The organism is Mesorhizobium oxytropidicola, assembly GCF_056174625.1.
The window spans coordinates 5552355-5575785 of record NZ_CM149692.1; the positions used below are offsets into that span (position 1 = coordinate 5552355).

General features: G+C 62.0%; 28 protein-coding genes and 2 pseudogenes. 10 read left to right on the forward strand and 20 right to left on the reverse strand.

Features of this window, described 5'->3' with window-relative positions; all coding sequences use genetic code 11:
- The first annotated feature begins 39 nt into the window (after positions 1-39).
- Together AC0V8S_RS28005 and AC0V8S_RS28010 are read left to right on the forward strand one after the other, a co-directional pair.
- Positions 40-486, forward strand: coding sequence for a hypothetical protein (locus AC0V8S_RS28005; protein WP_475434659.1), 447 nt, complete (start codon positions 40-42; stop codon positions 484-486).
- Positions 487-956: 470 nt separating this feature from the next.
- The gene (locus AC0V8S_RS28010) at positions 957-1268 is read left to right on the forward strand and encodes a transcriptional regulator (protein WP_475434660.1); all 312 of its coding nucleotides are present in this window, start codon (positions 957-959) and stop codon (positions 1266-1268) included.
- 20 nt (positions 1269-1288) lie between these two features.
- Here AC0V8S_RS28010 and AC0V8S_RS28015 read toward each other — a convergent pair whose 3' ends face one another.
- From AC0V8S_RS28015 to AC0V8S_RS28040, 6 genes are all read right to left on the reverse strand, one after another.
- Complete coding sequence (locus AC0V8S_RS28015) at positions 1289-1903, reverse strand: LysE family translocator (protein WP_475434662.1); 615 nt, start codon at positions 1901-1903, stop codon at positions 1289-1291.
- Between the two features lie 76 nt (positions 1904-1979).
- Positions 1980-2147, reverse strand: a complete 168-nt coding sequence (locus AC0V8S_RS28020; RefSeq protein ID WP_475434664.1) for a hypothetical protein — start codon at positions 2145-2147, stop codon at positions 1980-1982.
- Positions 2144-2980: an EamA family transporter gene (locus AC0V8S_RS28025; protein ID WP_475434666.1), complete on the reverse strand. Its 837-nt coding sequence runs from the start codon at positions 2978-2980 to the stop codon at positions 2144-2146. The genes AC0V8S_RS28020 and AC0V8S_RS28025 overlap by 4 nt, the downstream gene beginning before the upstream one ends.
- Positions 2977-3558 (reverse strand): TetR/AcrR family transcriptional regulator, encoded by a 582-nt coding sequence (locus AC0V8S_RS28030; protein WP_475434668.1) that lies wholly within the window; start codon positions 3556-3558, stop codon positions 2977-2979. Before AC0V8S_RS28030 ends, AC0V8S_RS28025 begins: the two co-directional genes overlap by 4 nt.
- A 283-nt stretch (positions 3559-3841) precedes the next feature.
- Positions 3842-4294, reverse strand: coding sequence for a hypothetical protein (locus tag AC0V8S_RS28035; protein WP_475434670.1), 453 nt, complete (start codon positions 4292-4294; stop codon positions 3842-3844).
- A gap of 137 nt (positions 4295-4431) precedes the next feature.
- Positions 4432-4854, reverse strand: coding sequence for a VOC family protein (locus tag AC0V8S_RS28040; protein ID WP_475434671.1), 423 nt, complete (start codon positions 4852-4854; stop codon positions 4432-4434).
- A 256-nt stretch (positions 4855-5110) separates the two neighbouring features.
- On the opposite strand from AC0V8S_RS28040, the pseudogene AC0V8S_RS28045 reads away from it, so the two are divergent.
- Together AC0V8S_RS28045 and AC0V8S_RS28050 are read left to right on the forward strand one after the other, a co-directional pair.
- A pseudogene (locus tag AC0V8S_RS28045) lies at positions 5111-5266 on the forward strand (AraC family transcriptional regulator); the annotation flags it as partial.
- Between the two features lie 350 nt (positions 5267-5616).
- Positions 5617-5781 (forward strand): helix-turn-helix domain-containing protein, encoded by a 165-nt coding sequence (locus AC0V8S_RS28050; RefSeq protein WP_475438710.1) that lies wholly within the window; start codon positions 5617-5619, stop codon positions 5779-5781.
- Between the two features lie 27 nt (positions 5782-5808).
- Here the strand turns inward: AC0V8S_RS28050 and AC0V8S_RS28055 are convergent, their stop codons facing one another.
- Positions 5809-6657, reverse strand: a complete 849-nt coding sequence (locus AC0V8S_RS28055) for a 23S rRNA (adenine(2030)-N(6))-methyltransferase RlmJ (RefSeq protein WP_475434672.1) — start codon at positions 6655-6657, stop codon at positions 5809-5811.
- Entirely contained in the window at positions 6654-7265 is a 612-nt protein-coding gene (locus tag AC0V8S_RS28060; protein ID WP_475434673.1) for a hypothetical protein, read from the reverse strand. Before AC0V8S_RS28060 ends, AC0V8S_RS28055 begins: the two co-directional genes overlap by 4 nt.
- A 392-nt stretch (positions 7266-7657) precedes the next feature.
- Here AC0V8S_RS28060 and AC0V8S_RS28065 point away from each other — a divergent pair, with 392 nt between their 5' ends.
- Positions 7658-8224: a T6SS immunity protein Tdi1 domain-containing protein gene (locus AC0V8S_RS28065; RefSeq protein ID WP_475434675.1), complete on the forward strand. Its 567-nt coding sequence runs from the start codon at positions 7658-7660 to the stop codon at positions 8222-8224.
- Positions 8225-8337: 113 nt separating this feature from the next.
- On the opposite strand, the gene AC0V8S_RS28070 is transcribed toward AC0V8S_RS28065, so the two are convergent.
- A complete protein-coding gene (locus tag AC0V8S_RS28070) occupies positions 8338-9015 on the reverse strand; it encodes a TetR/AcrR family transcriptional regulator (protein WP_475434677.1) in 678 nt (225 codons plus the stop codon).
- 85 nt (positions 9016-9100) lie between these two features.
- On the opposite strand from AC0V8S_RS28070, the gene AC0V8S_RS28075 reads away from it, so the two are divergent.
- Together AC0V8S_RS28075 and AC0V8S_RS28080 are read left to right on the forward strand one after the other, a co-directional pair.
- On the forward strand, positions 9101-9571 hold the full coding sequence (locus AC0V8S_RS28075; RefSeq protein WP_475434678.1) for a carboxymuconolactone decarboxylase family protein: 471 nt from the start codon (positions 9101-9103) through the stop codon (positions 9569-9571).
- Positions 9572-9751: 180 nt separating this feature from the next.
- On the forward strand, positions 9752-10909 hold the full coding sequence (locus AC0V8S_RS28080) for an ATP-grasp domain-containing protein (RefSeq protein WP_475434680.1): 1158 nt from the start codon (positions 9752-9754) through the stop codon (positions 10907-10909).
- 69 nt (positions 10910-10978) lie between these two features.
- On the opposite strand, the gene AC0V8S_RS28085 is transcribed toward AC0V8S_RS28080, so the two are convergent.
- The 6 genes from AC0V8S_RS28085 to AC0V8S_RS28110 are packed head-to-tail and all read right to left on the reverse strand — an operon-like array spanning position 10979 to position 17174.
- Positions 10979-11974: a Rieske 2Fe-2S domain-containing protein gene (locus tag AC0V8S_RS28085; RefSeq protein ID WP_475434682.1), complete on the reverse strand. Its 996-nt coding sequence runs from the start codon at positions 11972-11974 to the stop codon at positions 10979-10981.
- Positions 11971-13107 (reverse strand): GNAT family N-acetyltransferase, encoded by a 1137-nt coding sequence (locus AC0V8S_RS28090; protein ID WP_475434684.1) that lies wholly within the window; start codon positions 13105-13107, stop codon positions 11971-11973. The genes AC0V8S_RS28085 and AC0V8S_RS28090 overlap by 4 nt, the downstream gene beginning before the upstream one ends.
- Positions 13104-14360: a F390 synthetase-related protein gene (locus AC0V8S_RS28095; protein ID WP_475434685.1), complete on the reverse strand. Its 1257-nt coding sequence runs from the start codon at positions 14358-14360 to the stop codon at positions 13104-13106. Before AC0V8S_RS28095 ends, AC0V8S_RS28090 begins: the two co-directional genes overlap by 4 nt.
- Positions 14357-15181 carry an MBL fold metallo-hydrolase gene (locus AC0V8S_RS28100; protein ID WP_475434686.1) on the reverse strand — a complete coding sequence of 275 codons (825 nt, stop codon included), beginning with the start codon at positions 15179-15181 and terminating at the stop codon, positions 14357-14359. The genes AC0V8S_RS28095 and AC0V8S_RS28100 overlap by 4 nt, the downstream gene beginning before the upstream one ends.
- Positions 15178-16188, reverse strand: a complete 1011-nt coding sequence (locus AC0V8S_RS28105) for an NAD-dependent epimerase/dehydratase family protein (RefSeq protein WP_475434688.1) — start codon at positions 16186-16188, stop codon at positions 15178-15180. The genes AC0V8S_RS28100 and AC0V8S_RS28105 overlap by 4 nt, the downstream gene beginning before the upstream one ends.
- On the reverse strand, positions 16185-17174 hold the full coding sequence (locus tag AC0V8S_RS28110) for a 3-oxoacyl-ACP synthase III family protein (RefSeq protein WP_475434690.1): 990 nt from the start codon (positions 17172-17174) through the stop codon (positions 16185-16187). Before AC0V8S_RS28110 ends, AC0V8S_RS28105 begins: the two co-directional genes overlap by 4 nt.
- A gap of 120 nt (positions 17175-17294) precedes the next feature.
- On the opposite strand from AC0V8S_RS28110, the gene AC0V8S_RS28115 reads away from it, so the two are divergent.
- Positions 17295-17717: a hypothetical protein gene (locus AC0V8S_RS28115; protein ID WP_475434692.1), complete on the forward strand. Its 423-nt coding sequence runs from the start codon at positions 17295-17297 to the stop codon at positions 17715-17717.
- A gap of 36 nt (positions 17718-17753) precedes the next feature.
- Here the strand turns inward: AC0V8S_RS28115 and AC0V8S_RS28120 are convergent.
- Positions 17754-17915 (reverse strand): annotated as a pseudogene (locus AC0V8S_RS28120) (DNA polymerase III subunit chi); the annotation flags it as partial.
- A gap of 72 nt (positions 17916-17987) precedes the next feature.
- Entirely contained in the window at positions 17988-18314 is a 327-nt protein-coding gene (locus AC0V8S_RS28125; protein ID WP_475434693.1) for a hypothetical protein, read from the reverse strand.
- Positions 18315-18880: 566 nt separating this feature from the next.
- Between AC0V8S_RS28125 and AC0V8S_RS28130 the strand changes: the two genes are divergently transcribed.
- Together AC0V8S_RS28130 and galE are read left to right on the forward strand one after the other, a co-directional pair.
- The gene (locus AC0V8S_RS28130; protein WP_475438711.1) at positions 18881-19888 is read left to right on the forward strand and encodes a UDP-glucuronic acid decarboxylase family protein; all 1008 of its coding nucleotides are present in this window, start codon (positions 18881-18883) and stop codon (positions 19886-19888) included.
- Positions 19885-20916 carry a UDP-glucose 4-epimerase GalE gene (gene galE / locus AC0V8S_RS28135; protein WP_475434694.1) on the forward strand — a complete coding sequence of 344 codons (1032 nt, stop codon included), beginning with the start codon at positions 19885-19887 and terminating at the stop codon, positions 20914-20916. The genes AC0V8S_RS28130 and galE overlap by 4 nt, the downstream gene beginning before the upstream one ends.
- Positions 20917-21018: 102 nt before the next feature.
- Here galE and AC0V8S_RS28140 read toward each other — a convergent pair whose 3' ends face one another.
- The 3 genes from AC0V8S_RS28140 to AC0V8S_RS28150 form a co-directional block, all read right to left on the reverse strand.
- Positions 21019-21435, reverse strand: coding sequence for a hypothetical protein (locus AC0V8S_RS28140; protein WP_475434695.1), 417 nt, complete (start codon positions 21433-21435; stop codon positions 21019-21021).
- Between the two features lie 418 nt (positions 21436-21853).
- Positions 21854-22447, reverse strand: coding sequence for a DUF995 domain-containing protein (locus tag AC0V8S_RS28145; RefSeq protein ID WP_475434697.1), 594 nt, complete (start codon positions 22445-22447; stop codon positions 21854-21856).
- A 383-nt stretch (positions 22448-22830) separates the two neighbouring features.
- A complete protein-coding gene (locus AC0V8S_RS28150) occupies positions 22831-23142 on the reverse strand; it encodes a hypothetical protein (RefSeq protein WP_475434698.1) in 312 nt (103 codons plus the stop codon).
- Positions 23143-23431 lie beyond the last annotated feature (289 nt).

Genomic DNA, 23431 nt, shown 5'->3' on the forward strand with positions numbered 1-23431 from the left:
TACTTCTTGGCCGGAGCCTTCGCCTTCGCAGGCGCTGCCTTGGCCTTCGGCGCGGCGGCTTTCTTCACCGCAGGCTTTGTCGCGGCCGCTGCTGCTTTGACAGCCGGCTTTGCCGCTGCCTTAGCGGCGGGCTTTGCCGCAGCCTTGGCAGGCGCTGCTTTCTTGGCCGCGGGTTTTGCCGCCGCCTTGGCTGCAGGCTTCTTCGCCGGTGCTGCCTTAGCGGCGGGCTTTGCCGCTGCCTTGGCGGGCGCTGCCTTCTTCACTGCGGGCTTCGCCACAGCCTTGACCGCTGCCGGCTTCTTGGCCGGTGCTGCTTTCGCGGCAGGCTTCGCCGCTGCCTTCGCAGGCGCTGCTTTCTTCACTGCTGTTGCGGCCTTCGCCGCGACTGCTTTTGCGGGTGCTTTCTTTGCCGGTGCCTTGGATGCCGGCGCTTTAGATGACTGCTTAGCCATGTCATGCCCCTTCACGTTATGCCGATGGCCGTGAATGACCCCGGCGCGCAATGCATATCTGACTCGCGGCTCGCTAGCCAGCGAAGCAATGGTATGATTTTCTCAGCTTAAATTTTCGTTGAGATCGAGACGCGATCACGCTCATCATCGCAGAAATCCGCTGTTGATCTTCTGATGTCATCAGCAATTTCACTCCGGCATTCTGGATGCGAAGCCATCATGACGCTGCGAAGATTAGCGGGCCGCTTCGCGCGTGATCTTCGGCTGCGAATATCGTGACCTACCACCTCATCAAGGCGATCATCTTCCCGCAGGCGAACGGTCCATGCGGATCACGAGCGCGACACGACGACCGATCTGAAGATCACCTTGTCAAGCATACTTCCTCAGACTGCTGACAAGTTGACAGAATACTCTGCATGATAGAGTATTCTGCACTACCGCTGTCCGAGATTGCCGAGTCATATGGCGACGGCTCAAGGCTTACCGCATTGGAGCGCACTGATGAGCGCCGACGACATCATCCATCAGAGGACACGGCTGAGGATCATGGCCATCCTGAACACGCTGGAAAGGCACGAGGCGCTGGAGTTCAGCCAGTTGAAGGCCATCATCGAAACCACTGATGGAAATCTCGGGGCGCACATCGATACGCTCGCCAGAGCGGGCTATGTCGATGTCGAGAAGCTTTTTGTCGGGCGGCGGCCGCAGACCCGGATCAAGGCAACAACGGTTGGGCGGCGGGCCTTTCGCGGCCACATTGCTTATCTTCGCAAGCTCATCGACATGGCCGAGCCCGCGCGACGCAGGAAATAGCACTGCGGTTGAGCTGTCCCTCAGCGCGTGGCGACCACGGCAACGCCGGCGCCGATCATCACGCCGCCCGCCGCGCGATTGACCCGTCGCACGATCCTGGGCGTGCGCAATAGATTGCGGGCGCGGCCGGCGAGAACGACATGCCCGCCGATCACCACGATCTCGACAGCCAGGATCACCGCGACCAGGATGCCGAGATGGGCTGATGTGAGCGAGGCTCCGACGACGTTGGGCAGCAGCGCCACATAGAACAGCGGCATCTTCGGATTGCCGAGATTGAGCGCGATGCCCGTGGCAAAGATCGTCAAGAGCCCGCGCCGCCCGGAGACGGGCTGCAGCTCCGGCACGACGGGCACGGCCGTCCACAGCTTGATGCCCATCCAGATCAGATAGGCTGCTCCGCCATAGCGAAGCACGGTCATCACGATCGCCATCTTGGCGGCGATGATCGACAGGCCGAAGGCAGCGAGCGTCAGGAAGATGAGGATGCCGACCACTGTGCCGGCGCCGTAGGCGATGCCCGATGCGGCGCCGCTGGAGATCGTGCGGGCGACGATCGTCATGTTGTCGGGGCCAGGGCTGGCGGCGAAGACGAAGAAGGCGGCCGCGAAGGCAAGGATGGTGGCAAGGTCCATGAAGGCTCCCGAAAGTGATGCGTTGCTCTCGGGTGTTCAGGTTAGCCGATTTGCCTGCCGGCGATAGCCCGAAAGTTCAGGGCCTTCGTGACACCAGCAGTGCAGCCGCGGCGGATACCGCGCCGAACAGGCAGGTGCCGCTCCAGCCCCACGCCGAATAGGCAAGTCCTCGAGCCCCGAGCCGAAGCAGGCCATTGTCGATGGCAGTGGCGCGTGTGCCGGCAGGCGCATGCATTTCCGTCACGATTGATAACCCAGGCAGATGGCACCGAGCGCGACGACGGCGCAGGCGCCGACGCGCCGGGGCGTCAGCGTCTCGCCGAGAAACAGCCGTCCAATGAACGCCGCGAAGACGACGCTGGTCTCGCGGATCGCGGTGATCGGGCCGGCAGGCCCAAGCGCGAAGGCCGCCACCACGACGCCATAGGCCAGAAGCGCGAACAGGCCGCCGCCCAGTGCCTTCCACGTCTCCGGCGCCCGCGGGTCGACAGCGAGCCGGCCACGACTGGCGACGAAGGTCGCCGGCAGCAATGCGCCATAGGCCAGCAGGACCCAGGCCGTGTAGGCGCCGACATTGCCAGCCGCACGAACACCGATTGCGTCGACCGTCGCGTAGGCGGCGATGATTGCTCCCGTTGCCAGCGCATAAAGGATCGATGTCGTGGCGGCTCTTCCGCGTCCGAGCGAGAGACCCATGATGCCGCCACCGACCAGGGCAACGCCGACGGTCTCCAGAACGGTGAGCTGCTGGCCGGCGAGCAGGAAGCCGCCAAGGGTGACGAGCAGAGGCACGCTGCCGCGAACAATCGGGTAGACCTGTCCCAATTCGCCATATCTGTAAGCCGCCACCAGAAACACGCTGTAGCCGACCTGCAGGCAGGCCGACAGCGCGACATAGGGCCAGGCCGACGTGGCCGGAAAACCGTTGAAGATGGCCAGTGGAATGGCCAGCGCCGTGCTGGAGAAGCTCATGACGGTGACGGTCCACAACCTGTCGGCACCGGTTCGCAGGAAAGCATTCCAGCTTGCGTGCAGGATCGCTGCGAAGAGCGCGAGTCCGATGACCAGCGGGCTCATTGCGGCCTGCGCGAAGCGGAGATGATGTCCAGGGCAGCCTTGCGGGCGTCGCGGATGGCCGCATCCCCCTGCCCCATCTGTGCCATCAGGGTCGCGCCTTCAATCAGCATCAACAATGTGGCCGCCACGCTCTCGGCCCGCCCGCGCGGCATCACCTGCGCAAGGATCGACCGCATGCGCTGCCTCAAGCCATTCTTCTGCCTGGCGACAGCCTCGAACACCGGATGCCCGGGATCGCCGAATTCGGCCAGCGCATGCGCGAACAGGCAGCCATGAAAATCCGGCCTGCGGAACCAGTGCCCGTGCCAGTCGAAAATCTTTGCGATTTTCTGCTCGGGCGTGATGTTCTTCTCAGCAAGCCGGTCGAGCTGATCGTCGAACCGCCTGGCACGATAGTCGAGCACCGCGACGATCAGCTCGTCCTTGCTGGGGAAATGGCGATACATCGTCATCTTGGCCACGTCGGCCTCGGCGATGATGCGGTCGATGCCGGTGGCATGAAAGCCGGCGCGCTTGAACAGCGCGTAGGCGGTTTCGACGACATGCTGGCGTTTGTCGGAGACGGGTGACGGCGTCATAGCGCGTACCAAGTGGTGAGACAGGTCTGTCTCACGTTTATGCGACGGATCTCGCCCTCTGTCAACACGGCATGAAAAACGCCTGCGGCCGATCGAGCCGCAGGCGCTAAAGGAAATCGAGAATTTTGGAGGACGACGCTTAGGGTGTGTTGAGATTCAGGTCAGGCCGAGTCGAAAACGGCAGATCCGAGAACCGGAGCGGAGCGTACTTAAAGTACGTGAGCACCGGAAGCGCACGAAGCTGCCGTTTGCAGGCCGGCCTCACCTGAATATCAACATACCCTTAGCGCAGAACGCGGCAGCGGCCGTTATAGACCATCCAGCGGTCGAAGCCCGAGACGCAGAACTCGACATTGTCGCCAATCGAGGCAAAGCCCTGCCCTTCCTCGATCAGGTACCAGATGGTGCGGGCGCGCCCATCGGAGAGACTGACAGTTGCGCCGCAATAGCGACGGCCTATCGGCCAGGTGTCGTTGGCCGGCAGATAGCGGTGCTGGTGGATGCGCTGGAAATCGGTGATCTGCACATCCGGCAGATGCGGCACGTGATGCACCTGGTAGGAGAAGCGGCTGGTGATCTTGCTCAGCACCCAGGGCTGGCCGCAGACGCCGCCATCGTCGTCGGCATAGACGCCAAGGTCGGCCGCCTGCACTGCCTGGGTGACGCCGAGAGGCGCGGCAAGCGGGGTGCAGAGCGAAATCAGGGCAGCAAGAGCGGATTTGGCGAAGCGAGTCATGGCATCCTCTCAAGGTCGATTGCGCGCACTGTGCGGATTCGCTTGGCGCCGGTCAAGCGGTTGCCGAAACAATGGTTTCCAGAAACGATCTGGAGCGTCTACCAACGTACCTAGCGGCTACGCGTTCCTCTCCAGTATCAGTCCTCGGGAAGAAAGGCAGGGTTGAAGACGACTTCCCAGAGATGGTCATCCGGATCCTGGAAATAGCCGGCATAGCCACCCCAGAACGTATCTTGCGCCGGCTTGACGAGGCGCGCGCCAGCGCTGATGGCCTGGGCCATCACGGCATCGACCTCGGCCTCGCTGGTGACATTGTGACCGATGGTGAACTCTGTCGGGCTGCGGCCGGTTTGGGCGATGCCGGCGTCAACAGCGATGTTGGAGCGTTCAAAGATCGCGAACTTCAAGCCATTCTGCAGATCGAAGAAGGCGACGGCGCCGTGCTCGAACTCCTTGCCGATGATGCCTTCGGTCGGAAGACCGAGTCCGTTTCGGTAGAATTCGAGCGACCCTTCCAGACTATCGACACCAAGCGTGATGACACTGATGCGAGCTTTCATTTTGGGTTCTCCTTTCTATATTCGGGACTTGCACGATGTGGGTTTGCCATGGCGGGAGCGGCACGCCTTGAAGATTTCGGCCAAAATGGCTGAGGCCCGGACCCGAGTGGCGAGCCGCCGAGAAGACCAAGGGCCGAGCAGACTGACGAAGGCTGAAGGGATGGAAGCGGTACTGGCGCAGACCACCGGCTTTTTCCAGGAACGGCCCGCAGGGAGGCGACTGGGTGCCGCTTTCGCGTCCGTCTGGGTCCACCGCATGCGCGACCAGGACGCTCCACCTGTTGTGATAACCCCGGATGCGACGATCGACCTGCAGTGGATCGACGGCCGGTTCCGGGTCGCGGGACCGGACCGGGAGCCGCAGATCGAGATACTGCCGTCTGGAGCGACGATTGTCGGATTCAGATTCCGGCCAGGGGCGGCCGCCGGCTGGCTGGGCGTGCCGGCCAACCAATTCGTCGGAGAACGCCTTGACCTCAGTGAGCTCTGGGGCACGAAGGCACGCCATCTGGCAGGTCGCATCCAGGCCACGACCGATCTGGCCAATCTGGTGGGACAATTGGAGGAGGCAATCGGCGCACACGCGCAAGACCAGCGAGCGCCCGATGTTGTCATGGGCTTTGCCTTTGACGTTATCGACCGGGGTCTGCCAGCCGACAAGCCGCTGGTGCCTTTCCTCTTGCGCTCCCTGCATATGAGCGAACGAACGCTGCGGCGGCGTTTCGAGGAAAGTTCGGCTACGGCCCGAAGACGCTTGACCGGATCCTTCGCTTCCACCGCTTCAGGCGTCTGCGGCAGGCATCCGGCGATACCTCGACCGCGATATTGGCGATCGAGGCCGGCTATGCGGACCAGGCCCATTTGATACGCGAAAGCAGGCGGCTATCCGGCATCACGCCGTCGGTGTTGGCTGCCACCGGAGTGTAGCAGCGCCTCCGCCGACGCCATGCCCACCTACTCTCCCGCCAGCCATTCCAGCGACCAGTGCGCCGGCTTTTCCACGGCGAGCAATTTGTGCAGGGTTGGCAACACCGTTCGCAATTCGCCTTCCAGTGTGAAGGGCGGGTTGATCACCACCATGCCGCTGCCATCGAGGCTGGGCTCCAAAGAGGCCGGCCTGATCTCGAATTCTATGTCGAGGATTTTCGGGATGCCGGAGTGCTTCAGCGCTTTCCTGAAGGCGATCACCGCCCGGCGGTCCTTGATCGGATACCACAGCGCATAGATGCCGCCGGGCCAGCGCCTGTGTGCCCTGATGAGCCCGTCGACGAGGCGATCGAACTCGCCCTCCTCCTCGAAGGGCGGATCGATGAGCACCAGGCCGCGCTTCTCCTTCGGCGGCAGATGCGCGCCAAGCGCCAGCCAGCCGTCGAGCTCGATGATGCGGGCCTGAAAATCACCGGCAAACAGTGTCCTCAGCTTCGCGGCATCCTTGGGATGCAGCTCAATCGCCGACAGCCTGTCCTGCTTGCGCATCAGATGCCGCGCGATCAGCGGGGAGCCCGGATATTTCTGGATGCCGCCCTCGGGATTGAGTGCCCGCACGGCCTCCAGATAGGGCGTCAGCAGCGCGCCCGCCTTTGCGTCGAACGAGGCATCGATCAGCCGGCCGATGCCTCCTTGCCACTCGCCGGTCTTCTGCGCCTCGAGTGACGACAGATCGTAGCGGCCAATGCCAGCATGGGTGTCGACGACGCGAAACGCCTTGTCCTTCTGTTTGAGATAGTCGATCAGCCGCGTCAGCACGACATGCTTGACGACATCGGCGAAATTTCCGGCGTGGTAGGCGTGGCGGTAGTTCACTTGGGCCCCCTGCCCCAACGCGGCGGCGGTGGTTGTGAGTTCGGGTTGTCCGGCCGGCCGCCACCAGAACGCAAGGACAGCAGGAAGCCGATCAAGCCGATCGCCATCAGCGAGAAACCGACCGGCCGCGCACGCCGGTCGGTTTCGCCGACACCGGAGCGCAGGACAAGATCGACCGCCCGCATCGGAATGTCCTCGGCATCGCCCGGGCCGACGGTGAAGACATAAGGGCCGGAATTGACGGTGGCGATGACGCCGGCCTCGTCGCGAAAGATCTTGTCGGGCAGCTGCGGGCTGACCTGGCGCGGGTTGTCGACATGGTTGAAATGCAGCATCGAGGCAAGCACCGTGCGGCCGTTGCTGGCGGCGGTCAGCGTCAGCACCGTGCGCTGCTGCGAAACGATACGTTCGGCCCGCGCGGTCAGGTCGACCAGCACCCGCACCGGCGCATCGCGGCCTGCGAGCGACACGGTCAACGGCTTGAAGCGGCCTTGCTCATAGACCCGCCATGTGCCGATCTCGCGGCCAGAAAAATTGGTCATCGCCCAGGGATAGAGAAGGCCGATGCCTGTGCCGGCGAGCAGGATCAGGACAAACAGAAAGCGCATTTATATCACCAGAGAGTGTCGTAACCTTGCCAATAGCGCCCTAACGGCAAAAAGGCGATGGAGAGATGCAAGACGCAAAACTTGCGTGGAGTCGCTATTAAGGCCGCCGGCACAGGCACTCTTCATCAGCCTTAAAACTCTTCACAAATGACCGCGATCGACAGCGCGGCCGGGATTGAGACGCAACGAGCAGACAGATAGACCTCTATCCCCCAAGACGAATATGAACGCGAGGCAGGGCATGTGCTTGTGGTAATTCGTTGCCGACTCAACACACTTGAATTATCATTTTCCGCACGAGGGATTTTGCTGTCATTGGCGTTGTGAGCCGGCATTGATTGTTTGCGACCTGATAGCGAATTTTCCAACCAACTTCTTTGTTTCGGTGACCGGTGGGCAATCCTCTCTCAAGCCTTATTTCCTCGTTGTTTGGGAGGGGCCGCGCTCCTCAAGCCACAGCCTTGATAAGAGGTGATTGGCCCCAGGATCTCCAGTTCCTTTTCATCGAGCCTTCGAGCAACGATGTCGCCGAGGCGCTCGACTGCTGGAAATGGATCGGCCTGGAAGGCTTGGAACCAACAGCGATTTCGACGTTCGGTGATATTTTCTTTCGCGCGGCCGACGGATCGATCCATCACCTCGACATGATCGACGGTCGCCTGAAGCCGATCTCCGCAAGTTGGGCCGAATTTGGAGATTTGGTGCAGGACGCCGATAGTCAGAACGACTTGCTGCTGGCCGGTTTCGTGACCGCGGCGCGAAAGAACGGCCTGATCCTCGGTGCCGGCCAATGTTATGACTTTCAGAAGCCGCCGGTGCTTGGTGGCGAAATGAGCAGCGGGAATATGGAGAAAAATTTCTTCGTGGTGAAAGTCCATATCGCAGGGCAGATTCACCGGCAGGTCAAGGACTTACCGCCAGGCACGAAAATCAACAATGTGACGATCGGCGATCGTTGACGCCTCAGGCCTTACGCTCTCAGCGGCGGCCTGACCTCTGCTGCCAATAACTCACGGCATCGGCCGGCAGGATCAGCACAAACAGAAAGCGCATTCAGACATTCACCTTGCAATCATGCCTTGCCGGACAACTGGCCTGCATCGGCACCGTCGCGCAGGCGTTCCATCTCGTCCAGCAGCATGTCGAGGCCAAGTTCGAATGTCTTGTCGAATTCGGCGGTGCCGAAAAAGCGCCCGGCGGCCATGACATTGGGAAAATCCCGGGCCAGTTGCTCGTCGCTGACCGTGTTCACCGCCGACGGACCCTTGGCATAGCCTGCGTTCTCGTCGAGCACAGCGCCCATTAGATAATAGCCGACGGCACGGAACAGCCTGGCGCTGAGTTCGACGTCGAAGCCACCATCCCTGAACAGGCCGATAATGCCGTTCAACCAGGCAAGGCAGGTCGGCGAGTTCATCCGGTAGGTGACAAAGAAGGCAGCATAGGCCGGATGGTCGCGGCCGATGCGGCGAAAATCTTCTATGGCGATGCGCATCCTTTGCCGCCACGGCAGGCTGGCGTCGGGCATTTCAAGCGCACCGACCAGCCGGTCGACCAGCGCTTCGTGCAAATGCGCCACCGAAGGAAAGTGGTGGTAGATGCTCATTGCCTCGCAGCCGAGTGCCGCCGCCAGCTTGCGCATTGAAAAGCCGGCGAGCCCCTCCGTCTCGATAACGTCGAAGGCCGCGTCCTCGATCATTTCGCGCGACAGGCGCCCGCGTGCTCGCTTTTTCTTGATTGGTGAGTCCATGGCGCCGCTTGACAACTTACGCTGTAAGGTTCATTTTCCATATCACCTTACATCGTAAGGCTAACAAAGACCAGAGGAGAATGTCATGTCTGCCTATCGCATTCTTTCATGCGTGCCTTCTTCCATACGCCACACCTGCCTGCTCGCCGCTGCCGGCTGTGCGCTGACACTGGCCGCGGCACCTGTCCATGCGGACGACTATGATGCAACCCTCAAGGACATCCAGTCGACCATGGGCGGCGTGCCGAGCTTTGTGAAGCAGTTTCCCAAGGCCGGTCTGCCCGGTGCATGGGCCGAGGTCAAGGCCATCGAACTCAGCGACAAGACGGCGCTGCCGCCAAAGGTCAAGTCGCTGATCTCGCTGGCGGTGGCGGCGCAGATTCCGTGCAACTATTGCATCTGGTCGGACACGCAAGACGCCAAACGCGCCGGCGCCACCGACGAGGAAATCCAGGAAGCCGTGGCCATGGCCGCGCTCACCCGCCACTGGAGCACCATCTTCAATGGCATGCAGGTCGATTTCGACACATTCAAGAAGGAAATGGGCGGGCAGTGATGCCTGGCTAACCCCTGGCCAGCGGCATGGCCCGTCGACGGCGGGTCATGCCTGAACAAAGTACCGCATGCCGTCAGCGCTGATGACGACTTCGCCATCTCATATCGGCATTGCCAACACCTGGGATTTCGCGCAACGCTCGTCGTGCCCGATTTCGAATGGCGCATGAGCTGATACCCCATGGCGAATAGCACGGTGCTGATCACCGGAGCCCGAGCACCGGTGGCGCTGCATCTGGCGCGCCTGCTTCACGGCGCCGGGCGGCGGGTTATCCTGGCCGACAGCCCGGCCCGCCCTATCGCAGCCGCAAGCAAGTCATGCGCGCTCTATCACCGCTTGCCGCCGCCACGATTTGCCGCGCGCGCCTATGGCGAAGCCGTGGAGGCGCTGGTCCGCAGCGAAGGCATCGAGCTGGTCATCCCGACTTGCGAAGAGATCTTCTATCTCGGCCAGCTCTGGCGCGACCGCGCCATGTCTGCGCGACTGTTCGCGCCCGACATGGCGCTGCTGGCACAGGTGCATGACAAGCACGCCTTCATACGACTTGCAGAAAGCCTCGGCCTCGCCGTACCGGAAACGACATTGCTGCAGAGCAAGGATGATTTGCAAACCGCACGCGGCCGATCGCGCGAACTGGTGTTCAAGCCAGTCTGGTCGCGTTTTGCCGGCCATGTCCGGCTGCGCCCATCACCGGAAAAACTCGATGCCATTGAGCCGTCACCGGCAATGCCGTGGGTGGCGCAACGCTTTGTCTCCGGCGACGAGATCAGCGCCTATGCGGTGGCGCTGAATGGCGACCTCAAGGCGCTGGGGCTCTATCGTTCGCTCTATCGCGCCGGCAAGGGCGCCGGCATTTATTTCGAGCTGGTCGAGGATCCCGCCGCCCGGCGCTTCGTCGAGATCTTCGTCGCCGGCACCGGCTGGACCGGCCAGATATCATTTGACCTGGTGCGCGAAAAGGATGGCCGAGTGCTGCCGCTGGAGTGCAATCCGCGTGCCGTGAGCGGCTTGCACTTCTTCCGTGATCCACGGCGTTTCACTGAGGCCATGCTCGAAGATGGCCGCGAGGTGAAACCGGACGTCTCCGCGCCGCAGACAGTGCGGCTGGCGATGTGGATCTACGGATTGCCGGCGGCCCTACGATCCCTGCGGATCGCGCGCTTCAGCCAGGCGATGCGCGCGGCCGACGAACTGCTCGACTGGCCCGGCGACCCCGCGCCGAAGCGGGCGCAATGGCGCGCTCTGGCCGAGATCGCCGGCACGTCACTGCGCCAGCACATAAGCCTGCAGCAGGCGTCGACGCGCGACATCGAATGGAACGGACCACTTCAGGACTGATCCTCGTCGAATCAATAGATGGACCTATCCCGTTGTTCAGGAACGGTCTTTGTAAATATCGATCAAGAGCTAAAGCTCGATCTGGTGAACGCGAGGCGCCGCAGCAGCCGATGGCATATTGCCTTCCATGATGGCCGCTATGTCGCGACGCAGGAAATCCAGCGGTCCGATTGCCGGCAACGCCTCCGGTGGCAGACGCGCATTGTCGCTCGCCGATTTCAACACCTTGCGATCCTGCTGCAGGGCAATGTTGAACAGCGGTTTGAAGGCGAGCGCCTTTAAATGACCGATCCCGCCCTGGCGCTGACCGATCAGCCAGCCGACACCCTCGACGGTCCGCTCATCAGCCTGGCGCAGGTGGAAGGTCGTCGCCAGCACAAGCCCGTTTGTGCCCCAATATTCCAGTTCGGCGATACCGGGATGGCGAAAGCGGCCGATGGTCTTGGTGCGCGCGCCTTCCAGAAGCCGGCTGATCAATCCCTGCTGGCGCTCTTCACCGGTATAGCAGGCTTCGACCCAGCCCTCGCCACCGGACACCTCGACATGAACCAGATGCCGTTTGGCACTGAGCCCGCGCAGCAGGCCCTTGTGGGTGAAATGCGTGTGGGTGGCGTCAAGGATGTTTTCCGCCGCGTCGATGACCGTCGACTGCGTCGAGGAGCGCACGCGCCGCACGATCACATCCTGGCCCTGCATGCAGTGGAGATAAGGTTCGCCCTCGGGGGAGCCGACCGCGACGAAGACGACGCCGTCGCGCTCGATCGCGCGATAGCGCCGCACCCGGTAATGCGGCACCGCGCCGACATGGCCGGGAATGACGGTGCAGTGGCCATCACCGTCAAAGCGCCAGCCATGATAAGGACATTCGATCTCGCCCTCGACGATCCTGCCGGTCGACAATTCGACCAGCCGGTGCGCGCAGCGGTCGAACAGGGCCGAAATCCCGGTGGTCGAGCGGAACAGCACCACCGGCGCGCCATCCAGCAGGACACGCTTTGGTTTGCGCCCGACATCGGTGGACAGTGATACCGCCTGCCAGTGGTCTTTCTTCACAGGCTGACTCACAGCTCAAATCTCCGAAGCAGCGGAATGCCGACCCATGTCAGCACCGTTTCCATGATCCGCACCGCAACGCGACGGCGAAGCGGCAGATGCCTGACGTAGACGGCATTGTATTCGATCGCCGGCACCGCGCCGCGACGGCGTTTGAAACCGGCCGCACCGGCGCTCATGTTGAAGGACAGGCCGCGCGCCGTGGCATGATCCTGCGCCATCGCCATCATCATGCGGTAGAGCCCATCGCCGATCGGCAGGCTGGTGTCGTAGCCGACGATGGGCTGGGTCAGCGTCCGGCCATTTTCGAACAGACCGGTGACGGCGACGATCCTGCCGTTGGCGTCACGCAAGCCGGCAAGTCTGAGGATGCCTCGACGGTGCATCTCGCCGATGTAGCGGGCTGTATAGTGCGGATTGAGCGGCGTGTATTTGTCGAGATAGAGCATGGCGTAGAGCTCTTCGCTCCTGACGTAGTCGGCTTCACTGAAGTCGCGATCGCCGACAAAGCGAAAGGGCGTCGAGCGCAGTCGGCTGCGGTCGCGTTTCATGTCGCGCGTCGTCGACGGCGCCGCGCTGCGATCGGCGAAGATATAGATCTGCCGCGCCGCCAGCATACGAAAGCCTTGCGCCTTCAGCGCCACGATGGTCGAGGGGTCGGCGATATCGTTGAGCGATCGGATGACAATGGCGCGATCGGGAAAGCGCGTGGTGAGTTCAGTCCGCATCTCGGCGATGGCGGCGCGTTCGAGCCGTGGCACCGGATTGGTCGAATAGAGCCAGTTGTTGACCTGCACCTGATGGTCGAGGCCGCTTGCCTTCACCAGCGGCGCACAGGCACGGACCAGCGCGCGAACCGTGCGCTGCAGCAATGGGCTCGAAGCAAAGTTGCGCGTTTCGTCGATGGCATAGTCGATATAGGCGCTGGACGGGCAGCAGATGTAGCAGTTCGGCGCCTCGCTGGCGTCGTTCAAAGTCAGCGGAAAGGTGCGCCCGGCGATCTCGAAAGCCTCGACCCTGACCGTCAGGTTGCGCACGAGATCGCGGGCCGGCACCTCGTTGAAAAGCTCGACCAGGGCTTCGACCTGGCGCGGACTGTTCTCGACCCGATCGGCTTGGCTTTCGTCGATGTTTCCAAGACTCACGGCCCCGCCCCCAGCCGGCATTCGACGCGGCGCAACTTGCGGCCGGTTTCCAGCGGCAGCGGTGCACGAACGAGTTCCACTGCAACGATTGCCTGGCGCGCGGCAAGCAGCGCGCGCACCGCCCCCAGGGCAGCCTGCGCCGCGTCGTTGGCGAGGCCCGACGCCAGCCGCAACTCGACCCCCTCGGCTGCCGTCTGGATCAGCCGGAAATCGTCGATACGGCGATCGGCCCCCAGCACCGCGTTTCGCAAAATATCTGGCGTAACCAGGATTGGTCCATGCATCGAAACCAGCCGGAAGACATCGTCCATGCGGCCGACAATCTCGTCCACCGTGCGCAGCGGCGAGCCACAGCGGCAAGGCCCCTTGGACAGACGCAGCAAATCGTTCATCCGATAACGCGCCATGATCTGCGTCTGCCGGCGGAAGGCCGTGACCAGCGGCGTGACCAGGCCATCACCGACCGGCTCGAACTCGAAATACACCGAATCTTCGGCCAGATGCAGCCCGCCTTCCCGGCACGTGACCGCGAACAGTCCCTCCGTTCCCATGTATATCTGGTCGAGCGGCAGCCCGAAATACGCCTCGATGACCGGCCGGTCGACCGGATCCAGCGTTTCGGCGGCAGCAAAGACGCGGACCGGCGCCAGCCTGAAATCCTCCGTCGCGACGTGGCGCAATATCTTGGGCGGCGCAATGATCACCGTCGGCGCAAAATCCTCGAGTGCATCGCGCCAATTTTCCGGACCAAGCCTGAGATCGAAGAAGCCGAGTTCGACGCGCCGGGATTGGCGCGCGCTGTCATAGAGTCCGCTGTTCTGCGGCAGGATCACGGCCACGCGCTGCCGGCGCCACAGAAGGTCGGGAATGGCTTTGGCCAGGATCGTACCCAGCCAGCGATATTTCTCGGCCTCGGAAATGACGAACAGGCCGCGATTGCCCGATGTACCCGTGCTGGCGCCAACAGTCAGATCGCCGAGGCGGCCATCCGAGGAAGCAGCGGCCCAGGCATCGCTGGCCGACACGCCACCGATATTGAAGCGCTCGAAATTCGCCATCAGCAGTGCCTTATCGGTCACCGGCAGATCGTCGAGACGGCGCGGCGGCTTGCCGTAGAAAGGCGCCAGCGGCAGGTCGCGGTCGAGCCAGCGACGCAAGGCGCGGGCCTGCCAGCGTTCGAAATTCTTGCGGCTCTTGCGCGACACCCATCGAGTGTGGGCGAACGAGCCCAGCGCTTCAGCGAACCCGCTCATACGCTCTCGCCATCCAGATCGTATGATTTCGGCTCCGGATCATGGCAGAACATCACCTCGCCGCCGTCCGCCAGAAAACGGCGCAGGACTTCGCTGGTCGGCTCGATGGCGGCGAAGTCTTCGGCCAGCAGGCTCGCGGGAAAGCCGGGCGTACGTCTCTGCACCAGTGCCGCGAGCAGCCATTGCACGTCGACGGCGTAAAGCAGAGGCCGCTCCATTCCGGCGAACAACAGGCCGAACTGCCCGTCGGCATGACCGGGCAGATCGACCGCAACCACGCTGCCGTCGCCGAACAGATCGGCACCGCCGGGAATGGCGCCACGCGGCGCGATCCGTGCCTTGGTCGACAGCCCGTCGAGGCGGGTCTCGAAGTCGATCGGAAACAGCTCGGCGAAGACGCCATGGCGCAGATTCTGCCACGCCGTGCGCGCCTTCAGCCGCGACCAGGCGGCATCGCTGGCAATGAAACGGGCATTGGGAAACTGCGACAGGCCGGAAATGTGGTCGGCATGGAAATGGGTGACGATGACAGTGCGCACATCTTGCGGGGTGAGGCCGAACCGCGCCAGCACCGGCAGCGGTTGCTCGGCCGCGTTGAGCTGGGGCTTCAGTATCGCGCCATAGAGGCGCAGTGCAGTGCCACGGTCGGTGCCGCTGGTCACTTGCGGCGTATAGCCGGTGTCGATCAGCACCGGGCCGGCCCGCGGGTGGATGATGATGCCATAGCGAACACGCAGCCGGACGCTCCGCCAGCTGCCGCCGCGCAGGATCAGCCTTTCGGCGGCACTGACCCAGGCGCTGTTGGCGAAGACAATCTTCACGCTGCCGCCCTCCCTGCCGCAAACCGGTTTTCCGCCGCCTTGCCGAATGTGCGGTCAAGCCCTTCCTCGAATGACACTTTCGGCGCCCAGCCCAGCATCCGCACAACTTTTGAGATATCGAGGCTTTGGGCATAGGCGAACAGGCCGAGGCCGTAGCGTGTGACCGGCGGTTCGGGCCGGCCCGGCAAGCGCAGCGCCACCGCCTCCATCGCACCCGCCGCCAGCATGGCCGGCCACAAGGGCAGTTTTCGCCACCGCACCACCACGCCGGCGCGCGCGCAGGCGGCTTCGGCGATGCGGCGCACCGGCAGCGCCTCGCCACCGGAAACATTGAAAATCTGGCCGTCGGCAGAGCTGCCGGCCTCGAGCGCCGCGACCACCGCATCGACGACATCGTCGACATGGGTGAGGTCGATGCGCGCCTGGCCGTCGCGAAACAGCGGCAGCGGCCGCCGGGCCGCTGCAAGCAGGCGAGGCAACAAGGCGCGGTCGCCAGCCCCGTATATGCCGCGCGGCCTTAAGATGACCGGGCTAATCCCGGACGCAGCCAGCACGATCTCCTCCCCTTGCCGCTTGGTCAGCGCATAGGCATTGACCGGCTCCGGCAAAGCCATGTCCTCCGGCACGCCGATCTGGTCGCGAAAGGCGAAGCAGACCGAGGGGCTGGATATATGGACGAAGCGGCGCACGCCTTGCCGATGCGCAAAATCGACGAGATTGCGGGTTGCCGTGACGTTGGCCGCCTGAAAATCCGCCAGCCGGCCGAACGGCGCCGAGAGCGCCGCGCAATGCACAATGGCACCGAGTTCCCCGAATGCGGCCCCGGCATCCGCATCGAATGGCTGCGACAGATCGCGGCGGACAACCGCATGACCGGCGGCTTCGAGCGCCAGGCAGCGCCCGACATCGCGACCTTGCGCGACCACCTGCATGCCGTCCGCCGCCAACCGGGCAACGATATGCGCGCCAAGAAAGCCGCTGGCGCCAGTGACGAGCACGCGCCTCATGCCTGCAGCGCCATGCCGCCGAAGGACACGCCGGCCGAGGTGCCGAGGAAGAGTACCTTGGCGCCCGGCGCGATGCGCCGCTCGCGGCGCGCAATGTCGAAGGCGAAGGGGATCGAAGCGGCGATCTGGTTGCCATAGCGCGCCGCGATATCGACAAGCTTCTCCCGGGCAAAGCCGGTCTGACGCGCCATATGGACCAGGGCAAAGGGGCTGGCCTGATGCGGCACGACGAGGTCTACCTCTTCATGATCCCAGCCCGCGCGTTCCAACAGGTCAGTCAGGAAGCCGTTGAAATGTCGCGATGTGACGCGAAACAGCTCCTTGCCATCCATGTGGAACAGAGCGTGGCTTGCGAATTCCTGCGGCTGGCGATGGAAGTCGAAACGAGTGCCGCCGGAACCTATACCACAGGCGTCATAGGCTGAGGGATAGGTGCGCATCAGGCTGGCTACCATCTTGCCTTCTCCGGGCATCGACCGGCACAGAATAGCAGCTGCCGCGCCGTCGCCGAACAGGGCAGCGATTTCCGGCTGGTCTTTCCAGGGCAAGGCGCGCGAGGCGACCTCCGATGAGAATATGAGCGCCCGTTTGCTTTGCCCGGCCTCGATCATGCGGCCGGCAGTCTCGAAGGCGGTCAGGAAGCCGAGACAAGTGCTGTTGACGTCGAAGGCCGCCGCCGAACCATCGACCATGCCCAGCCGCTGCATCACCAGCGGCGCGGTCGATGGCAGTGGCTGGTAAGGCACGCCGCAGCCGCCGATAACGAGATCGATCTCACCGGCCTCGGTCCCGGCATCGGCGAGCGCCAGACGGGCCGCCGCGCAAGCGAGATCCACCTGCGATTCCGCATCGCAGACATAGCGTTCGACGACGCCGGTGGCGGCCTCTAGCTGTCCATGGCCGAGCCCCAATTTTTCGTCGAGCGTGCGCGACGTCACGCACGTTGCCGGCACGGCACGCCCGGTTCCAATGATCTTGATCCGCATTCTCAGCCCGCCGCGTGAGTTGCTCTTCTTCCAACTCATAGATCGATGCTAACAATTTATGGTGATATTCCGTCAATCGTCGTCGACGATGAAGTTCTTGAATGAAGCAGGTCTCCGCCCTTGCAAACCTCGACCGGTCTTGCGTTGGTTTTGCTGCTTGGCGGAGGCACCTCTTGCCTCGCCAACACCGATTTCCTGAGAGTTTCGGTCGAGTGCCCAAATCCAGGCGGCAGCGGGATTCTCCAGACGATCGATGAAAAGCCCAATGGAAACCAGTCGCGTGTCTCGACATCCTACATTGACGGGCAGGTAGACAGGATCACCGTGTCTTATTCGGGAGATGGATCGAACTTCCGTGACCGGTTCACACTCAGTCGTTCGACAAGTACCGGAACGAAAGAGTTTCCGGCGTTTCGCGCGTTCGAAGACCGTGCCAACGAATTGCTGAGGTTCTTTTGCCAGGCCGATCCGGAAACGAGGCAGCGGTATCTCGATTTGCTGCAAGCCAACCGGCAGTTGCTTATCGAGGAGAAGAGCCAGTAACAACCAAGCGAGGCGACGATCATTTGCCGACGTTTCTCAGACCTTGCGCTCCCAGCGCCGATCCGGCGTCGGCTGCCAGCAGGCTACGGCCTGGCCGGCGTGCTCCATCGTCTTCCAGTGTCCCCTGGCCGCCTCGACCTGGGCCGTGTCATGGCCATTGAATAGGAACACGACACGCTCGTAACCGGCAAGGTAGGGCGACACCATGCCGGCGTGCCGTTCCGCGCAGATACGCGATCGCGCAATGGACGGCGCTCTCTACCTATGCGCTCAATGCCATTGCCGATGTTGTGGCATGGAATGGACAGATGCGCGCTTTCCGGCAAAAATGACCGTTGATCCGCGCCGTGCGAATGAGAGGCCTTTATGCGCAGAGCCTGCGAGCAGTGCGATGGAAAGAGATCGCAATTGAAACTCGCCTCCACGAAGCGGCTTTCCGTTCAACTTTTGGCTCTTGGTTTTCTTTCCGCTATAACTGGTTGCGATGCGTCCTCTTTTCATAAGGAAATTTTGGCAAAATATTTTCACCGTGACGTTTATATTTGCAGCCCGAGCGGCTTTGGCCAGCAATCCAGTTGCACTCTGAAAATTTGACATCCGCAAGGGTCGCCCGAGCCCGTCTTCATTTAAGTATATTTCCTGGGATATAGGCCGAGATGCGCACTGATGTGGCGACCTCGGCATTTCCCAATGCCCAGCCCCTGACAGGCCGTCACATGGCCGATCCAAACTGTTGATTTGTAAAGAGCATCCTCCTCAGACGCTCACGGTCCGGCGTTGCGAGTCGAACCCAGCCCGACGATTAACCATTCGCCAACAGCCATAGTTAAGAAACTACTAATTTAGTTGACTATAATCCCTACAGGTATATTTTTGGCGTGTTGGGATGTGCAATTTGGGCGAGCAATCGACGATGATGGCACTGGGCACGTGATCGCGATTTTGGGGCGCAGAGACGGATGAGCGGCAGCACGTAAAGCGTGCGGCACCGACCCGGCGAACCCAGAGAATAATTAACGCACATCAATGACGGCGAATCCGCTGATGCGGAGGGTTTGTCACGTTTCTGAAGGCGTAGCTGGGCTGTTATCCCGGCTCGGCGGTAGCGTGCGCGTTGCGTAAGGGGCAAGCATGAACAAGGTCATCAAGGTTCTGAAACTGGGATCCGGGATCGGTCAAGAGAGCCGAACCAAAAACGACGTCGCGCCCTGGTTGCCGGGGGCGCGGGCTTCCTGGGGTCGCATCTGTGCGAACGCCTGTTGCGGGATGGGTACGACGTCGTCGTGCTGGACAATTTCCACACCGGCAAGAGATACAATCTCAACGCCCTTCTGCGCGATCCAAGATTCACCTGCATCGAGCATGACATCGTCGATCCACTGCCCGTGGATCTTCAAGTCGACGAGATCTACAACCTTGCCTGCCCTGCCTCTCCGCCGCACTATCAGGCGGACCCGATCCATACGTTCAAGACAAGTGTGCTCGGTTCGCTGAACCTTCTGGAACTCGCGCGCCGGAACAATGCCAAGATATTCCAGGCCTCGACTTCGGAGGTCTACGGCGACCCGTTCGTGCACCCACAGCCCGAGAGTTATTTCGGCAACGTCAACACGCATGGACCGCGCTCTTGCTATGATGAAGGCAAGCGTTCGGCCGAGACTTTGTTCTTCGACTATTCGAGGACATATGGCCTCGATATCCGCGTCGCCCGCATCTTCAACACCTACGGTCGCCGCATGCAGCCCGATGACGGGCGCGTGGTCTCGAACTTCATCGTCCAGGCATTGCGCGGCGAAGACCTGACCGTCTACGGCAGCGGCCTGCAAACCCGCTCCTTCTGTTACGCCGACGACCTGATCGAGGGCTTCATGCGCCTGATGAATGCGCCGCGTGCGCCCGCCCATCCGGTCAATCTCGGCAACCCCGGCGAATTCACCATCATGGAACTCGCGACGCTGGTCGTCGGCTACACCAACTCCAGATCGAAGATCGTGCATCGGCCATTGCCGATCGACGATCCGAGGCAGCGCAAACCGGATATCTCCTTCGCCAGGGACAATCTCGGTTGGGAGCCGAGGATCAACCTGGCCCAGGGCCTGGCGCACACCGTCGACTATTTCGACACCTTGCTCTACGGCAGCCGGATGATCACAGGGGCCGCGGCCTCATGAGCCGACCAGCGATCCTGGTGACAGGTGGGGCGGGCTTCATCGGCAGCCACACCTGCAAGCTGCTGGCCGCCGCCGGCTATCTGCCCGTGGCTTTCGACAATCTGTGCCGCGGCAACCGGAAGTCCGTCGCCTGGGGTCCGCTTGTCGTGGGCGATATCCGGGACCGGGATGCGCTGCAAGCGGTGATCGGGACATACAGGCCGACGTCGGTCATCCACTTCGCGGCGCTGGCCTATGTCGGGGAATCCGCTCACCAGCCGGCCGATTATTATTCGACCAATGTGACCGGCACCATCGCCGTGCTCGACGCGGCACGCGCGCATGCCATCGACAACATCATCTTCTCCAGCAGCTGCGCGACCTACGGCGTGCCGGAAGCGTTGCCCATTCGCGAGACTTCCTCGCAAAATCCGATCAGCCCTTACGGGCGCACCAAGCTGATGGGAGAACAGATCATCGGCGACTATGCGTCCGCCTATGGGATGAAATTTGCGATCCTGCGCTATTTCAATGCCTGCGGTGCCGATCCCGACGGCGAGCTCGGCGAGTGGCATTCGCCGGAGACGCATCTGATTCCCAGGGTGCTGATGGCGGCGTCTGGCATGATCGACGAAATCGAGGTCTTCGGCACGGACTATGACACGCCGGACGGCACCTGCGTGCGCGATTATATCCACGTCGGCGACCTTGCCCGCGCCCACCTGAAAGCCGTCCAACACCTCGAGGGCGGCGGACACAGCCTGGCGGTCAACCTCGGTACTGGGTGGGGCGTATCGATCAAGGAGATCATACAGGCGGTCAGCCGGATAACCTCAAGACCGGTTCCGGCCGTCTTCAGGGCCCGGCGCCCGGGAGATCCGGCCGAGCTCTATGCCGATCCGGGCAAGGCGCGCGCGTATCTTGGTTTTGTGCCGCAGCTCTCCGACCTCGACACGATCGTCAGGACGGCGGCGCCATTCTTCGGGCTGCAGACGAAACCGGTGAAACTGCCGCCAAGCCCGGCGGCCGCGTCCGTCGCGGCTCGCTAGAGCGTTTCACCGTTTCATGGAAACGGCGAACCGCTCTAACTCTTTGTTTTGACGCAATTCCAGACGGAAAACCGCTCACACTTTTCCTGGAATTGCTCTAGATCAGAGATAGCGCGGGTGGCAACTTGCGAGTTGGCCAAATCCGCTGGGGCTGCAGATGTAAGGCGAACTGCCCAGCAACGCACCGTCATCGCCCGGATTGAAAGAGACTTTCACAGGCCCCGGCGTATGGACTTTGATCCGCTGTGGCGATGTAAAAGCGTAAGCACTTTCAGTCGTCCGTACCGTCATCAGAATCTGAGGCTCGCTTCTAAGCGAATGCACCGTGGACATGGTGTAGACCGGCTGGGCCGCGGGCTTGCTGCGGACCGGATGGACCACAGGCTTGATAAAGACCGAATTGGTTTCGGTCGCGTCCAGGCCCTGACAGCCCGCAACCGCAGAGATCATCGCCACAGCTGCAACAATAGATACTATATTTTTGCTTGGGCCAAATACGCCGATTGCGGATTTGTTCATCATGTGTCCCTTGTTATCAAGTATAGGCCAAGGACGCATCGCGACATACCATGCCTTCGTCGCTTCTACGCCACGTGGGCAACCACTCGCACATCACGCATGAACATTAGACATCACTAATTATTAAATTTCATCAAAACCCTATGGTAGGCCCACCGTCTCGTCGTCCGTCAGTTGCAACTGAATGCGATCAATCGGCGGTCGGCGCGCCGACCGCTCAGCCGAACCGCTTGATGGTTGACCATAAGCGATTCGCAAGTTCCCTGACAGGCGCCGGGCAAAGCAGCCCGCTGTCAAAACAGGAAGGATTTGGGGGCTGCTCAACCCGTCGCGATGGGGCCAGGAGCGAAACGCACAATCGCTGACTGCGTCGACGCTCATGCAAGGCACCACCAGCTCAACATGGCTGGAATACGACCTAATTGTTGGAATCAATCAGCTTGCGGGTCTCTTCGAACTGCGCGCCCTTGGTGTCGCCCACTTCGAATTTCCGATACTCGTCTGAAGGGTCCTCAGGGGTTCGTTTGAAACTGTACCATACCCCATCCGGATCCTTGCGTTGCTCAATGGTCCCACCCTCGATGCGGTGGCTGTAGCAGGTGCGTTGCTGCTTGCCCTTGTAGCTCTTGGACCGCCAGGCGACGTCCATGCACATCTTGCCGTCTTTGGTCACCAGCCACCTGCCCTCGGCGACAGAGGCTGAATCCTGCCCCGACGTCCAGGCCCGGAGGGGGCGACCGGTCTTTCCAAAATAGGCCGCTCCGTCTTTCCACAGCCATGTGCGGTCGGTGTAGAGACGCTGCAGCTCGAAAGCCGTCGGCACGGTGGCGGCGGCTTCCGCAGGCTTGGGGTTCTTTTCGTTGGCCGCTTGAGCCGCTCCGAAAAGCGCCAACTGGCCACAAACGACCAGCAGAGGCACAAGCCAGGCGCGCCTGGCAGGCTGGCCGCGTTCCCGCTCCATGCGAGCCCAAGGCAATCCGGTCGAAACTGTCGGCGCAATCAACGGTCGCATACGGTTTTCGCATCCCGATCCAGCGTAGCGCCGACACGATCGTGGCCGAGGACGCGCCACCTCGGTGCGTTCTCCCATCGATGCAGCACCGGGTTTCCGGGCGCGGTCAGCAGCTTGGCTTACGCGCATTAACAGCTGGGCAAAGATCGATGTCAACCTTTTGCGCCGCAGCGAGGCGCTTCAGACCGAGAGGCGACAAGCCCACGGAACCACGGCCGATGTGAGACTTCGACGTCAAGCCACGAGGGCCGATCGAAGACGGTTCGAAGGCGTTTGTCGATTGGTATCGGCGCGAATGGAAATCCGGGCGTAAGGGGTGGCTGGCGCGGCCCCGCGCCGCCTCACCTCTCACGCCCGGATCCCAGTCCCCCGCCGAACTCTTTTTAGCGCGCGCGGCAAGTGGCGCGCTGGCCAAATCCACTCGGACCGCAGATCCAGGGGGAATGACCGAGGAACGGGCCACCATTGCCTGGTTGGAAAGAAACCTTCACTGGCGCCGGCGCGACGATCCTGGCCGGTTGCGGTCGTACGAAGGCCGCGTAGGCCGTCTCGGTCGTGCGCGTCACGCTGGTCGTCTGCATAAGGCGCTTGCGGTTGAACACATGACCGCGCGTCTTCCCGACGTAGTGGATCTTCTTGCCGGGCGCATGCACCGCGGGCTTGCTGGCGAGTGAGCCGGTCGTGGTCGCGTCCATGCTCTGGCAACCGGAAACCATCGAGATTAATGCAAAAGCAGCTATAGACCAGGCATTTTTCTGCCTTTGGCAGCCAAGCCCCTGATGAATTTGTTCATCATCTATCCCCTGTCGATAAATGCAAATCGATTGGACGCAGAGATATTTTTCTCTGGTGTCTTCCGCGCCGCGTGAACAGCCAACCGCCACTCACATCATGTTCGAATATTAGAGGATACTTATTAAAATTCGCGCAAACGGCATGGTCAGTGCCGCCTTTCAGCGCTCGATCGGATATTATTAAAATTTG

Bases quoted from the DNA above. Each gene is read 5' to 3' on its own strand.
- AC0V8S_RS28010 (WP_475434660.1), top strand. From the start codon at position 957: ATGAGCGCCGACGACATCATCCATCAGAGGACACGGCTGAGGATCATG.
- AC0V8S_RS28015 (WP_475434662.1), bottom strand. From the start codon at position 1,903: ATGGACCTTGCCACCATCCTTGCCTTCGCGGCCGCCTTCTTCGTCTTC.
- AC0V8S_RS28025 (WP_475434666.1), bottom strand. From the start codon at position 2,980: ATGAGCCCGCTGGTCATCGGACTCGCGCTCTTCGCAGCGATCCTGCAC.
- AC0V8S_RS28030 (WP_475434668.1), bottom strand. From the start codon at position 3,558: ATGACGCCGTCACCCGTCTCCGACAAACGCCAGCATGTCGTCGAAACC.
- AC0V8S_RS28035 (WP_475434670.1), bottom strand. From the start codon at position 4,294: ATGACTCGCTTCGCCAAATCCGCTCTTGCTGCCCTGATTTCGCTCTGC.
- AC0V8S_RS28040 (WP_475434671.1), bottom strand. From the start codon at position 4,854: ATGAAAGCTCGCATCAGTGTCATCACGCTTGGTGTCGATAGTCTGGAA.
- AC0V8S_RS28060 (WP_475434673.1), bottom strand. From the start codon at position 7,265: ATGCGCTTTCTGTTTGTCCTGATCCTGCTCGCCGGCACAGGCATCGGC.
- AC0V8S_RS28070 (WP_475434677.1), bottom strand. From the start codon at position 9,015: ATGGACTCACCAATCAAGAAAAAGCGAGCACGCGGGCGCCTGTCGCGC.
- AC0V8S_RS28075 (WP_475434678.1), top strand. From the start codon at position 9,101: ATGTCTGCCTATCGCATTCTTTCATGCGTGCCTTCTTCCATACGCCAC.
- AC0V8S_RS28080 (WP_475434680.1), top strand. From the start codon at position 9,752: ATGGCGAATAGCACGGTGCTGATCACCGGAGCCCGAGCACCGGTGGCG.
- AC0V8S_RS28095 (WP_475434685.1), bottom strand. From the start codon at position 14,360: ATGAGCGGGTTCGCTGAAGCGCTGGGCTCGTTCGCCCACACTCGATGG.
- AC0V8S_RS28105 (WP_475434688.1), bottom strand. From the start codon at position 16,188: ATGAGGCGCGTGCTCGTCACTGGCGCCAGCGGCTTTCTTGGCGCGCAT.
- AC0V8S_RS28110 (WP_475434690.1), bottom strand. From the start codon at position 17,174: ATGCGGATCAAGATCATTGGAACCGGGCGTGCCGTGCCGGCAACGTGC.
- AC0V8S_RS28125 (WP_475434693.1), bottom strand. From the start codon at position 18,314: ATGTCAAATTTTCAGAGTGCAACTGGATTGCTGGCCAAAGCCGCTCGG.
- galE (WP_475434694.1), top strand. From the start codon at position 19,885: ATGAGCCGACCAGCGATCCTGGTGACAGGTGGGGCGGGCTTCATCGGC.
- AC0V8S_RS28140 (WP_475434695.1), bottom strand. From the start codon at position 21,435: ATGAACAAATCCGCAATCGGCGTATTTGGCCCAAGCAAAAATATAGTA.
- AC0V8S_RS28145 (WP_475434697.1), bottom strand. From the start codon at position 22,447: ATGCGACCGTTGATTGCGCCGACAGTTTCGACCGGATTGCCTTGGGCT.
- AC0V8S_RS28150 (WP_475434698.1), bottom strand. From the start codon at position 23,142: ATGGACGCGACCACGACCGGCTCACTCGCCAGCAAGCCCGCGGTGCAT.